Origin of the sequence: Thauera butanivorans NBRC 103042 (assembly GCF_001591165.1) — a bacterium.
In the GTDB taxonomy this organism is placed as follows: domain Bacteria; phylum Pseudomonadota; class Gammaproteobacteria; order Burkholderiales; family Rhodocyclaceae; genus Thauera; species Thauera butanivorans.
Window position 1 is genome coordinate 35,663 of record NZ_BCUG01000018.1, and the last position, 12,391, is coordinate 48,053.

At 67.9% G+C, this 12,391-nt stretch carries 14 protein-coding genes; all 14 read right to left on the reverse strand.

Going from position 1 to position 12,391, the window contains the following annotated elements; translation table 11 throughout:
• Window positions 1-30 precede the first annotated feature (30 nt).
• Window positions 31-978 carry an HPr(Ser) kinase/phosphatase gene (gene hprK, locus TBU01S_RS08685; RefSeq protein ID WP_068636246.1) on the reverse strand — a complete coding sequence of 316 codons (948 nt, stop codon included), beginning with the start codon at window positions 976-978 and terminating at the stop codon, window positions 31-33.
• Window positions 975-1,436: a PTS IIA-like nitrogen regulatory protein PtsN gene (gene ptsN, locus TBU01S_RS08690; protein ID WP_068636247.1), complete on the reverse strand. Its 462-nt coding sequence runs from the start codon at window positions 1,434-1,436 to the stop codon at window positions 975-977. Before ptsN ends, hprK begins: the two co-directional genes overlap by 4 nt.
• A gap of 243 nt (window positions 1,437-1,679) precedes the next feature.
• Window positions 1,680-2,006, reverse strand: coding sequence for a ribosome hibernation-promoting factor, HPF/YfiA family (gene hpf, locus TBU01S_RS08695; RefSeq protein WP_068636248.1), 327 nt, complete (start codon window positions 2,004-2,006; stop codon window positions 1,680-1,682).
• Window positions 2,007-2,023: 17 nt separating this feature from the next.
• Window positions 2,024-3,484, reverse strand: a complete 1,461-nt coding sequence (locus TBU01S_RS08700; protein ID WP_068636249.1) for an RNA polymerase factor sigma-54 — start codon at window positions 3,482-3,484, stop codon at window positions 2,024-2,026.
• 6 nt (window positions 3,485-3,490) lie between these two features.
• The gene (gene lptB / locus TBU01S_RS08705) at window positions 3,491-4,213 is read right to left on the reverse strand and encodes an LPS export ABC transporter ATP-binding protein (protein WP_068636250.1); all 723 of its coding nucleotides are present in this window, start codon (window positions 4,211-4,213) and stop codon (window positions 3,491-3,493) included.
• Window positions 4,200-4,649, reverse strand: coding sequence for a recombination regulator RecX (recX, locus tag TBU01S_RS08710; protein ID WP_068636251.1), 450 nt, complete (start codon window positions 4,647-4,649; stop codon window positions 4,200-4,202). The genes lptB and recX overlap by 14 nt, the downstream gene beginning before the upstream one ends.
• A gap of 20 nt (window positions 4,650-4,669) precedes the next feature.
• A complete protein-coding gene (gene recA / locus TBU01S_RS08715) occupies window positions 4,670-5,710 on the reverse strand; it encodes a recombinase RecA (RefSeq protein ID WP_068636252.1) in 1,041 nt (346 codons plus the stop codon).
• Window positions 5,711-5,843: 133 nt separating this feature from the next.
• Window positions 5,844-6,341, reverse strand: coding sequence for a CinA family protein (locus TBU01S_RS08720; RefSeq protein ID WP_068636253.1), 498 nt, complete (start codon window positions 6,339-6,341; stop codon window positions 5,844-5,846).
• Between the two features lie 36 nt (window positions 6,342-6,377).
• Window positions 6,378-6,860 carry a phosphatidylglycerophosphatase A family protein gene (locus tag TBU01S_RS08725; RefSeq protein ID WP_068636254.1) on the reverse strand — a complete coding sequence of 161 codons (483 nt, stop codon included), beginning with the start codon at window positions 6,858-6,860 and terminating at the stop codon, window positions 6,378-6,380.
• 64 nt (window positions 6,861-6,924) lie between these two features.
• Window positions 6,925-7,941 carry a thiamine-phosphate kinase gene (thiL, locus tag TBU01S_RS08730; RefSeq protein WP_068636255.1) on the reverse strand — a complete coding sequence of 339 codons (1,017 nt, stop codon included), beginning with the start codon at window positions 7,939-7,941 and terminating at the stop codon, window positions 6,925-6,927.
• Between the two features lie 221 nt (window positions 7,942-8,162).
• Window positions 8,163-8,696 carry a ubiquinone anaerobic biosynthesis accessory factor UbiT gene (gene ubiT / locus TBU01S_RS08735; protein WP_068636256.1) on the reverse strand — a complete coding sequence of 178 codons (534 nt, stop codon included), beginning with the start codon at window positions 8,694-8,696 and terminating at the stop codon, window positions 8,163-8,165.
• A 66-nt stretch (window positions 8,697-8,762) separates the two neighbouring features.
• Window positions 8,763-9,674: a U32 family peptidase gene (locus tag TBU01S_RS08740; RefSeq protein WP_068636257.1), complete on the reverse strand. Its 912-nt coding sequence runs from the start codon at window positions 9,672-9,674 to the stop codon at window positions 8,763-8,765.
• A 14-nt stretch (window positions 9,675-9,688) separates the two neighbouring features.
• Complete coding sequence (gene ubiU, locus TBU01S_RS08745) at window positions 9,689-10,705, reverse strand: ubiquinone anaerobic biosynthesis protein UbiU (protein WP_068636258.1); 1,017 nt, start codon at window positions 10,703-10,705, stop codon at window positions 9,689-9,691.
• Window positions 10,706-10,836: 131 nt separating this feature from the next.
• A complete protein-coding gene (locus TBU01S_RS08750; RefSeq protein ID WP_068636259.1) occupies window positions 10,837-12,264 on the reverse strand; it encodes a high affinity choline transporter 1 in 1,428 nt (475 codons plus the stop codon).
• Window positions 12,265-12,391: the final 127 nt, after the last annotated feature.

Below are 12,391 nucleotides of genomic sequence, written 5' to 3' on the forward strand. Positions count from 1 at the left end.
CCGATAGGCCGCTTGCCGGCCGGGGCGTGCTTACGCCGCGCCGTCGCCGTCGGCGGCGCTCATCGCCTGCATCTGGCGGTCGATGAACTCCTGCATCGCGTCGATGCCGCGCAACTGCAGGATGGTCGAGCGCACGGCGGCTTCGAGCAGCACCGCGAGGTTGCGGCCCGCGGCGACGGGCAGCACCACGCGCATGACCTTGACGCCGAGGATGTCCTTCACTTCCTGCTGCACCGGCAGCCGGCTCGGGTCACCGTCGCCGGGCTGGCGGCGTTCGAGATGGCAGACCAGGCGCAGGCGCATCTTCCGGCGGCAGGCGGTCTCGCCGAAGATGGTGCGGATGTTGAGGATGCCGAGGCCGCGGACTTCGATGAAGTCCTGCAGCATCGGCGGACAGCGGCCCTCCAGCACGGTCGGGGCGATGCGCGAGAACTCGACGACGTCGTCGGCGACCAGGCCGTGGCCGCGCGAGATCAACTCGAGCGCGAGCTCGGATTTCCCCGCGCCGGAGTCGCCGGTGATCAGCACGCCGACGCCGAGCACGTCCATGAAGACGCCGTGCAGCGAGATCTTCTCGGCCAGCTCGCGCGACAGGTAGAGCCGCAGCTGGTCGATGACGCTGGCCGAAGGCTGGGGGGTGGTGAAGAGCGCGACGTCGTGCGCTTCGCAGACGCCGCGGATGATGTTCGACACCGCGCAGCCGTCGGCGACGATGATCGCCGGCGGCTGGCTGGACAGGATCTCGTTGAGGTGGTGGGCGACCTTGTCGGTGGTCTGGCGCTGGGCCCAGGCCAATTCGGCGGCGCCGACGATCTGCAGCCGGGAAGGATGGATCAGGTTCAGGTGGCCGACGAGGTCGGCCGGCCAGATCCGTTCTTCGGCCACCGCCAGCACGGCATCCAGCCGTCCGCTGACATGGCTGAGCTGAAGGAGCTCCCGTTCAGCCTCGAACAGCCGCGCGACGCTGGTCTGCCTCATTCATCGGCGCCCCAGTTCACGAACAGCTTGTGGATGTGCGCGGCGTCGGGTGCGTCCAGCAGGGCCTCGCGGAATTCGCGGTCGCTGAACATCTGCGCCAGTTCGGACAACAGCTGCAGATGGGTCTCGTTGGCCTGTTCGGGCACCAGCAGCACGAACAGCATGCTGACCGGCTTGCCGTCGGGCGAATCGAACTGAACCGGCGCCGCCAGGCGGAGAAAGGCGCCCGCCGCGTCCTTGAGGCCCTTGATGCGGCCGTGGGGAATGGCGATACCCTGGCCGAGGCCGGTGGAGCCGAGCCGTTCGCGGGCGAACAGGCTGTCGAATACGAGGCTCTGGGCGATGCCCTGGTTGTTCTCGAACAGCAGGCCTGCTTGTTCGAAGACGCGCTTCTTGCTGCTGGCGTCCAGATCGACCACCACGTTCGACAGTGGCAGGAGTTGAGATATCAGGCTCATTCGCTATGGAGCTTGCGCAGCGCCGTTACCGCTGGCGCCACGTTGGGCGACGGGGGTTGGACCGGGGTGCGTTGAAGCCGCGTCTTGAAAACGCGCGCATTATAACCACACCCCGGAAGGAAAGCCGCAAGAGACGATCCACCGGTTCGCCTTCGAAGCGATGACCGCGTTGCCCAGCCTTGCCGTGCAATGAGCACCGTCTGCGGCTTCGCGTCTTGTCCTCGCTTCGAATGCAAGCCGGTATCAGGCCTCGGGCGGCGCCTGGTGCTTCAGGGCTTCGTGGTTGTGGTCGGCCATTTTCTGCTTGTACTTCTGGACCTGGCGATCGAGCTTGTCGGCCATCGCGTCGATGGCGGCGTACAGGTCGGTATCCTCGCTTTCGACGAAAATGTCCTTGCCGCGCACGTGCAGCGTGACTTCGGCCTTCTGCTGCAGCTTTTCGACCGAGAGGATCACCGCCACGCTGGTGACGTTGTCGAAGTGGCGGATGACGCGGTCGAGCTTGGCGCCGACGTAGTCGCGAATGGCCGGCGTGACTTCGACGTGGCGCCCGGTGATGTTGAGATTCATGCTAACTCCTGTTGTTGTCAGATCGATTTGCGCAAACTGACCGGCGGGATATTGAGTGATTCGCGGTATTTCGCGATGGTGCGACGTGCGACCACGATACCCTGCTGGCCCAGAACTTCTGCAATTCGTGCGTCGGACAAGGGTTTCTTCCTGTCCTCTGCGTCCACCAACTGGCGGATCAGTGCGCGGATTGCCGTTGAGGAAGCTGCTCCGCCGGTGTCGGTGGAAACGTGGCTGCCAAAGAAATACTTGAGTTCGAACACGCCACGCGGTGTCGCCATGTACTTCTGCGTGGTGACGCGTGATACGGTGGATTCGTGCAGCTCGAGCTGGTCTGCGATCTCCCGGAGGGTCAGTGGCCTCATCGCCACGTCACCATGATCGAAGAACTGTCTTTGCTGGTCAACGATGGCCTGGGACACGCGCAGGATGGTGTCGAAGCGCTGCTGCACGTTCTTGATCAGCCAGCGAGCCTCCTGGAGCTGGCCGGTGAGTCCGCCGCCCTGTCCCCTGTTCTGCTGCAGCAGGCTGGCGTACAGGCGATTGACGCGCAGGCGCGGCATCGCCTCCTGGTTCAGGCTCACGCTCCAGCGCCCGCGGACCTTGCGCACGACGACGTCGGGCAGCACGTAGCGCGTTTCGGAAGCCGAGTGGCGCAGGCCGGGATGCGGGTCCAGGCTGCAGATCAGGGCGTGCGCGGCGCGCAGTTCGTCGTCGTTGCAGCCGGTCAGCTTCTTCAGGCGGACGAAGTTGCGTTCGGCCAGCAGTTCGAGGTGCCCGTCGACGATCTCGAGCGCCAGCATCTGGATCGAGCTTTCGGGCATCGCGCGCAGCTGCAGCGCCAGGCACTCCTGCGGCGTGCGGGCGCCGATGCCCGCCGGGTCGAGGTTCTGCACGTGGCGCAGCGCGATCGACAGATCGTCGAGGTCGATCTCGAGCTCGGGCGGCAGCAGTTCGAGCAGTTCCTCGAGCGGCTGGTACAGGTAGCCGTCGTCGTCGAGCGCTTCGATGATGAAGCGCACCAGTGCGCGGTCGAGGTCGTTCAGCGGCGACAGCGCGACCTGCTGGTCGAGGTGTTCGCGCAGCGACAGCTCGGCGGCCTGGATTTCCTGGAAGTCGACGTCGTCGTCATCGTCGCGCTTGGCCGAGGTGCCGGTGCCGACGTTCGACCAGTCGATGCCTTCGTCGCCGCCTTCGCGCTCGGCTGTACCGCCGTTGTCGCCGTCGCCGCCCCCGTCGGTGTCGGCTTCGCGCTGCTGTTCACGCTCGCGCTCGGCCGGCGAGGAACTGGTTGAGGGTTCGAGCCTGGGCGGCGGCTCGTCGAATTCCTCGCGCTCCAGCATCGGATTCTCGAGCAGGAAGCGCTCGATCTCCTGGTTCAGCTCGATCGTCGACAACTGCAGCAGCTTGATCGACTGCTGCAGTTGCGGCGTCAGCGTGAGGTGCTGGGAAAGCTTGAGCTGGAGACTGGGTTTCATCCTGGACTAGAGGCGGAAATGCTCGCCGAGGTAGACCTGGCGGACTTTTTCGTTGGCGATGATCTCGCCCGGCTGGCCGCTGGCGAGCACGCGGCCTTCGCTGATGATGTAGGCGCGGTCGCAGATGCCGAGCGTCTCGCGGACGTTGTGGTCGGTGATCAGCACGCCGATGCCGCGTTCCTTGAGGAAGCGGATGATCTTCTGGATGTCGATCACCGCGATCGGATCGACGCCGGCGAAGGGCTCGTCGAGCAGGATCAGGCGCGGGTCGGTGGCCAGCGCGCGCGCGATCTCGCAGCGGCGGCGCTCGCCGCCCGACAGCGAGATGGCGGTGTTGTCGCGCAGATGGCTGATGCCGAGCTCTTCGAGCAGCTCCTGCAGGCGCTCGTCCACCTGGCGGTTCTCGAGCCCCTGAAGCTCCAGCACGGCACGGATGTTTTCGGCCACGGTGAGCTTGCGGAACACGCTCATTTCCTGCGGCAGGTAGGACAGGCCCAGCCGCGCCCGGGCGTGGATCGGCAGGTGGGTCAGGTCCTTGCCGTCGAGGCCGATCTGGCCGCCGTCGGCGCGCACCAGGCCGACGATCATGTAGAAGCAGGTGGTCTTGCCGGCGCCGTTGGGGCCGAGCAGGCCGACGACCTCGCCCGAGCCGACTTCGAAACCGACGTCATGTACGACGGTGCGTGCCTTGTAGCGCTTTTGCAGGCCAGCGACCTTAAGCAGACTCATCGTGGGGCTCTTTCAGCAGCTTGCGGATCAGGTCGGGTGCGAAGCCGCGGGTTTGCAGGAAGCGCGCCTGCCGCGCCCATTCGCGGGCATCGGCGGGCGGCGTGGTGAAGCGGCTGCGCAGCACGCTGCGCGCACGCTCCGATTCCGATTCTGCACATTCGCTGGCGATTGCCTCGTCGACCAGGTCACGGTCGAGGCCACGCCGCGCCATTTCGCTGCGCAGGCGGCTGGCGCCGAAGCGCGCCGCCTTGCTGCGCACGAAAGCCTGGGCGAAGCGTTCGTCGGACTGCAGGCCGAGCTCGCCCATGCGTTCGATCACCGCCCGGATCTCGTCCTCGTCGCCGTAGGCCGCGAGCTTCTTCGCCAGTTCGGCGCGAGAGTGGTCGCGGCGGGCGAGGTGGCGCAGGGCGCGTTCGCGCAGGCTCGGTTCAGCCATGGCAGCCGCTGGTGTCCCTGTCAGGCCTCGTCCGCCGCGACGGCCGAGGCTGCGCCGCCCGACGGCATTTCGGGCAGGCTGACGGCGGCACGGACCTTGTTCTCGATCTCGCGTGCCAGCGCCGGGTTGTTGCGCAGGAACTCGCGCGAGTTGTCCTTGCCCTGGCCGATCTTGTCGCCGTTGTAGGAATACCATGCGCCGGACTTGTCGACGATCTTGTGCACCACGCCGAGGTCGATGATCTCGCCTTCGCGCGAGATGCCTTCGCCGTACAGGATGTCGAAGTGCGCTTCCTTGAACGGCGGTGAGACCTTGTTCTTGACGACCTTGACGCGGGTCTCGGAGCCGACCACCTCGTCGCCCTTCTTGATCGTGCCGGTGCGGCGGATGTCCATGCGCACCGAGGCGTAGAACTTCAGCGCGTTGCCGCCGGTGGTGGTCTCGGGGCTGCCGAACATGACGCCGATCTTCATGCGGATCTGGTTGATGAAGATCACCAGCGTGTTGGTGCGCTTGATGTTGGCGGTCAGCTTGCGCAGCGCCTGCGACATCAGGCGGGCCTGCAGGCCGGGCAGCTGGTCGCCCATCTCGCCTTCGATTTCGGCCTTGGGCGTCAGCGCGGCGACCGAGTCGACGACGACGATGTCGACGCCGCCCGAGCGCACCAGCATGTCGGCGATCTCGAGCGCCTGTTCGCCGGTGTCGGGCTGCGAGATCAGCAGGTCCTCGATATTGACGCCGAGCTTCTCGGCGTAGCCGACGTCGAGCGCATGCTCGGCGTCGATGAAGGCGGCGGTACCGCCGAGCTTCTGCATCTCGGCGATGACCTGCAGCGTCAGCGTGGTCTTGCCGGAGGATTCAGGACCGTAGATCTCGACCACGCGGCCGCGCGGCAGGCCGCCGAGGCCGAGTGCGATGTCGAGGCCGAGCGAGCCGGTGGAGACGGTCTGGATGTCGCGCTCGACGTTGCCGTCGCCCATGCGCATGATCGAGCCCTTGCCGAACTGCTTTTCGATCTGCGAGAGCGCGGCGGCGAGTGCCTTGGCCTTGTTGTCGTCCATGAAAACTTTTCCTGAGTGATGGGCGGATTATGGCACAGAGCTTGCAGGGATTTTCGGCGGCGAGCTGTCGCAGCCCTGAACAAGGTCTCTGACGGCGTCAGCTTAGCATCTGTATTTATATACAGCAAATATGTCATGCAATATCCGCGCCAGCCAGTTCGATCAAGCGGCGCAGCGCCTGGATGACGGTCTGGCGCCGCACTGCCTCGCGGTCGCCGGCCAGCTGCAGCGTCTGCACCAGCGTGGCCGCGCCGCGCCGCGCCCAGGCCACGCACACCATGCCGACGGGCTTTGCCGGCGTGCCGCCGCCGGGGCCGGCGACGCCGGAAACGGCGATCGCGACGTCTGCCGTGCTGTGGATCAGCGCGCCTTCCGCCATTTCGGTGACGGTCGCTTCGCTGACGGCGCCATGCGCTTCGAGGGTCGTGGCGGCGACGCCCAGCATGTCGGTCTTGGCCGCGTTGGAATAGGTCACGAAGCCGCGGTCGAACCAGGCCGAGCTGCCGCTGGTGGCGGTGACGGTCGCCGCGATCCAGCCGCCGGTGCAGGATTCCGCGGTGGCCAGCAGCCAGCCCCGCGCGGCCAGCGCGGCACCGGCCGCGGCCGAGAGTTCGTTCAGTTCGCTATCCATCGTTCGCATGTGTGCTGAAGGGGGGACCGGGGCTGGTCAGCGGCCGAACAGCTGGACCAGGATGGCCAGCACGAGCAGGGTGTAGCCGGCGGCGATGATGTCGTCGAACATCACGCCGAAGCCGCCCTTGAAGCTGCGGTCGGCCCAGCGCACCGGCGGCGGCTTGACGATGTCGAAGAAGCGGAACAGCGCCACCGCGACCGCCTGCCAGCCCAGCGTCGCCGGCGTGAATGCCAGCACCAGCCAGATCGCCACCATCTCGTCCCAGACGATGCCGCCGTGGTCGGGCACGCCGAGCGTGCGGCCGGTGCGTTCGGCGGCGAGCACGCCGACGATGAACAGGCTGGCAAGAAAGGCCAGGAAGACGAACTCCGACAGCGGCGCGCTGAGCAGCGGATACAGCGCCCAGCCCAGCAGCGTGCCCGCCGTGCCCGGCGCCCATGGCGACAGGCCGGAGCCGAAGCCGAGCGAGATGAAGTGGGCGGGGTGGCTCATCATCAGTTTCAGAGTGGGGCGCATCGGCTCGCTCCGGAAGGTCGGGGAGGGGGGGGCGGAAGAACGGGCGTGACGGCGGCGGCGATGTTCATGCGAAGTGATCGTAGCCGCTCGGATGCAGGACCTGCTCCTCGCCGTCGGCCGTGCGCAGCAGGCATTCGCCCGCCCGGCCGGTGATCCGGCCGATGCGGTGCAGCGGCAGCGCGAGCCGGCGCGACAGCGCGTCGATGTCGGCGCGCGCGGAGGCCGCTGCGGTGAACAGCAGTTCGTAGTCGTCGCCGCCCGCCAGCAGGCAGGCGCGGGCCTTGTCCTCGGGCGCGCTGGTCGCGAGCAGCGCCGCCAGTGGCAGGGCCGCGCTATCGATGACGGCGCCGGCACCCGACTGCGCCAGGACGTGGGCCAGGTCGCCGAGCAGGCCGTCGGAGACGTCGAGCATCGCGCTGGCGAGCCCGCGCAGGGCCAACCCCAGCGCCACGCGCGGCTGCGGGCGCTGCAGCGCGGCGATGCAGCCTTGGCGGCCGGGCGGGTCCAGATCGACTTCGCCGCGCAGCGCGGCGAGGCCGAGCGCAGCCAGGCCGGGCTGGCCCGAAACCCACAAGTCGTCGCCGGCGCGGGCGCCGGCGCGGCCGATCGCTGCGCCCGCCGGCACTTCGCCGATGATCGTGACGGACAGGTTCAGTGGCCCGCGGGTGGTGTCGCCACCGGCCAGGTCCACGCCGAAAGCGTCGGCGCAGGCGTAGAAGCCGCGCGCGAAGGCGGTGATCCAGTCCTCGTCGGCCGCCGGCAGCGCCAGCGCGAGGAAGGCCCAGCGCGGTTCCGCGCCCATCGCCGCGAGGTCGGACACATTGACCGCCAGCGTCTTCCAGCCGAGGTCCTGCGGGTCGGTGTCGGCGAAGAAGTGCGTGCCGGACACCAGCATGTCGGTCGACACGGCCAACTGCATGCCCGGCCGCGCACTCAGCAGTGCCGCATCGTCGCCGCCGGCGAGATCGGTATGCCGCGTGCCGCGGCTGAAATGCCGCCGGATCAGGTCGAACTCGGATGGCGGCGCAGATGCGGGCCGTGGAAACGTGGCGGGCGAGGCGGATTCGGTCGGGCGGGGCATGGCGCGGGCGCGGCAGCGAAGCGGGGGCGCAAGCTTAACGCAGATGCTGCCGGCTCGCCTGCCATCCCCATGGCCACTGTCGTTTGCGCGAGGCCATCATCGGTCCGCGAGCATTCTCGCCGACAGCCCGGTTCTTCGTAGGAGCGGCTTCAGCCGCGAATGGGGCTGAGATGCCGTTTCCACAGTTGCTTTCGCGGCTGAAGCCGCTCCTACGGATAGCGTCAGCGGCCGAGGCCCAGCTTTGCCTTCAGCGCATCCCAGTCGACCGCGTCGAGGGTGTTCTTGACCAGCAAGCCCAGTTCGGTATCGCCTTCCATGCGCAGGCGGCGGCTGAAGAACAGCGTGTCGGGGTCCTCCTCGCGCAGGGCCAGGGCGATGAAGTCGCGCGTGGTGGCGGAAATGACCAGATCGGGCTTGCCGTCGCCGGCAGCCGGCGCGGCGCGCTGGAAGCCCTTGTCGCCCAGCGTGAAGTCGAGCCTGAGGCCGGCATCGAGCACCCGCATCTGCAGGTGGCGGCCGCTCAGCGGCGCCAGCGTGTCGCGCGGCAGGATGCGGTCGAGCGCCAGGTTCAGCGCTAGCGTCAGCGCCATCGTGGGCGGCTGCTGCGGCAGGCGGCCGGCCAGCTTCGCCAGTGCGGCGGGCACGGTGAAGTCCGGCACGCGGAAGTGCTCCAGGCGCTCGCCGATGCGGCGGCGCAGGTTGCCGGGCAGCAACACGGCCGGCGGCGGGAAGGGCAGGGAAGGCAGGGCGGGCATGTTCGGGCTCCGGATGTTCTCAGGGCGGATATGCGGCAGGAAGCGGGGCGATGCGGGCTGCCGCGCTCACGCCGCCACGTACTGCTCGGCGCCGGCGCGGCCGTGCCAGAAGCCGTTGCACGGCGCTTCCACCATCAGTTCGCGGCTGGCGGCGAGTGCGGCGGCCGGTGTCTGTGCATCGTCGAGGGCGGCGCGGAACAGTTCGACGACACGGCGGGTGTCCGAACCCTGCGGGCTGATGCGCAGCACTTCGGCGTTCTGCCGTACCGCCGGCAGGTCGCCGAGCAGGTTGTGCACGCGGGCCGACTGGGTCTGCACGCCGTTCAGGGTCAGGAAAGGCTCGCCCTCGCGGGTGCGCAGCGTGATGCCGTCCATGATGGCCAGGCAGCGGAACTCGCAGGTGTCCTTCTGCAGGTTGAAGTGGCGCGCGGTGAAGCAGCGCGCCGAGTGCGCCAGCGGCAGGCGGCCGTAGGCGAAGACTTCGGTCTCGACCGGTGCGGCGAGCGCGGCGCGCACGGCGGCGAGCGCCTCGCCCGACATCTCGGGCGCGACCGCCCAGCGCGTGGCGCCGGCGTCGATCATCAGTTGCAGCGTCGCCGGGTTGAAGATGTTCAGCGTCGGGCCGGCGACCCAATCAGTGGCGCCGGCTTCGCCGAGCAGGCGCACCGCGCCCATGTCGTTGGCTTCGACGCGGAAGCCCGGCGCGCCGTCCGCGCTCTGGCGCACGATGCGGCGCAGCACCTTGAGGTCGGATTCGGATTCGATCAGGCCCTGGGTGCTGATCACCACTTCCTTGTCGGCGGCGGCGAGCATTTCGCCGACTTCGAGCCAGTCGTCGAGGCGCAGTTCGTGGCGGCGCGAACACACTGTTTCGCCGAGATAGACGCTATCGACAGACGTTTCGGCGATGTCGGCGTAGAAGTCGAGCACGCTCTGGCGCGGCCAGTAGTAGAGCAGGGGGCCGAGGGCGAGTTTCATCGGGCGGGTTTCCATCATTTCCACGGACGGTAGTAGGCGCCGAGCGTGTGGCTCTGGCCTTCGGATACCTTGTTGAGTTCGGCCATCCAGCCCGGCAGCACGCTGAAGGCGTCGGCGCCGCCGGCGGCGAGTTTGTCGAGCGCGGCGCGCCACACCTGTGTGACCTGGGCGACGTAAGCCGGGCTGCGCTGGCGGCCTTCGATCTTGATCGCGCGGATGCCGATGCGCGCCAGCTCGGGCAGCAGTTCCAGGGTGTTGAGGCTGGTCGGCTCCTCGAGCGCGTAGTAGGTCTCGTCGTTGACCTCGAAGCGGCCCTTGCACAGCGTCGGGTAGCCGGCGCGCTCGCCGTCGGCGAAGCGGTCGATCAGGATGCCGTTGAGGCGGGTTTCCATGCCTTTCGGGGTCTCTTCCCAGCGCACGTGCTTGCCGGGCGAGCAGGCGCCGTTGCAGTTGGGCGATTCGCCGGTGGCGTAGGCCGACAGCGCGCAGCGGCCTTCGACCATCACGCACAGGCCGCCGAAGCCGAAGACTTCGATCTCCACCGCGGTGTTGGCGACGACGTGGGCGACCTGGGGCAGCGACAGCACCCGCGGCAGCACCGCGCGGCGGATGTCGAAACGCTCGGCGTACCAGTTGATCGCCTCGTAGCTGGTGGCCGAGCCCTGCACCGACAGGTGCAGGCGCAGCTGCGGATGCGTACGGGTGGCGTAGTCCATCAGGCCGGGGTCGGCCAGGATCAGCGCATCGACGCCGAACTCGGCGGCGCGGTCGATGGCCTGCGTCCAGCTCGGCCAGTTGTCCGCCTGCGGATAGGTGTTGAGCGCCAGCAGCACCTTGCGGCCGCGGGCGTGGGCATAGGCGACGCCTTCGCGCATCTGCGGCGGGTCGAAGTTCAGGCCGGTGAAGTTGCGCGCGTTGGTCGCATCCTTGAAGCCGAGATAGACGCAGTCGGCGCCGTGGTCGACGGCGGTCTTGAGGGCCGGCAGGCTGCCGGCGGGGCAGACGAGCTCGATCGGGGCAGGCACGATGATGGTGTCCGGAACGGGAAAAACTCCACCACCTTAGACGAGCGGGGCGGGCCGTTCGTTGATCACCATCAAAGCCGGGCGCCGGGAGCGCCGGCGAGGCGGGCTGCGCTCGCCGGCGCTGCCCGCGGTTTTGCTCAGTGTGCGGTGCGATGGGCGCCGGATGCCGGGTGCGGGCCGACGAGGCCGCCGATCAGCATGCCGAGGGCGCTGGTGCACAGGCCGTAGAGCTGAGGCTCGATATCGCCTTCGGCGACGAAGATCTCGCACAGGATCCAGGTGCCCAGGCCGAGGCCGACCGCCAGCGCCGCGCCCAGATTGTTGGCCCGCTTCCAGAACAGGCCGGCGGCCAGCGGCACGAAGGCGCCGGCCAGCGTGACGCGGTAGGCGTTCTCGACCATGTGGTGGATGGAGGCGTCGGTGCCGGTGGCGTACCAGGTCACCAGTGCGGTGAACACGGTGATGGTGATGCGGGTGCTCCACAGGAACTGATGGTCCTTCATGCCCGGGATGAAGCCGCGCAGCACGTTCTCGGTGAAGGTCACCGACGGCGCCAGCAGCGTGCCCGAAGCCGTGCTCATGATCACCGACAGCAGCGCGCCGAAGAAGATGACCTGGGCGTAGAAGGGCATGTACTGCAGCACCAGGGTCGGCAGGATGAGCTGGGAGTCTTGCTCCATCAGGCGCTCGACCATCGCCGGGTCGATGATGTTGGCGGTGTAGGCCAGGAACAGCGGCACCGCGGCGAAGAAGAAATAGCTGACGCCGCCGAGCGTGGTGGCCCAGACGGCGACGAATTCGTTCTTCGACGAGTTGACGCGCTGGAACACGTCCTGTTGCGGAATCGAGCCCAGCGCCATGGTGGCGAAGGCGGCGATCCAGCCGATGATGTCGAGAAGGTCCAGTGTCGGCAGGAAGTCGAGCTTGCCTTCGGCGGCGGCCTTCGACACCACGACCTCGAAGCCCCCCGCCATGTCGCCGGCGAGCCAGGTGACGTAGAGCAGGCCGAGCACGATGACGATCATCTGCACGAAAGTGGTCACCGCCACCGACCACATGCCGCCGAACAAGGTGTAGAGCAGCACCACCGAGGCGCCGATCAGCATGCCCTGGTTCATCGACACCGCGTCCGCCGACAGCACGTTGAACACCAGGCCGAGCGCGGTGACCTGCGCCGCGACCCAGCCCAGGTAGGACAGCACGATGCAGATCGACAGCACCAGCTCGGTCGTGCGGTTGTAGCGCATGCGGAAGAAGTCGCCCAGCGTCAGCAGGTTGAGCCGGTACAGCGGACGGGCGAAGACGAGGCCGAACAGCACCAGGCAGACCGAGGCGCCGAGCGGGTCGGAGATCAGGCCGCGAAAGCCTTCCTCGAGAAAGGTGGCCGAGATGCCGAGCACCGTTTCGGCGCCGAACCAGGTCGCGAACACCATTGCCAGCACCACTGCCATCGGCAGGTTGCGGCCGGCGGTGACGTAGTCCCGGGCGTTGTGCACCCGGGTGGCGGCGATGAGCCCGATCGCGATGGACACGACCAGGTAGGCGACGACGAGCCAGAACATCATGTTGGGCGTCTCCAGGCGGCGGGTAGGGGGCCGGGGGAAAGGGGGCGAATCCGGTGGAACGACGGCAAAACCGGCGGATTCTAGCAACGAATCGGCCGCGTGTTGCAGTGCAATTTGCCTCTGTTCG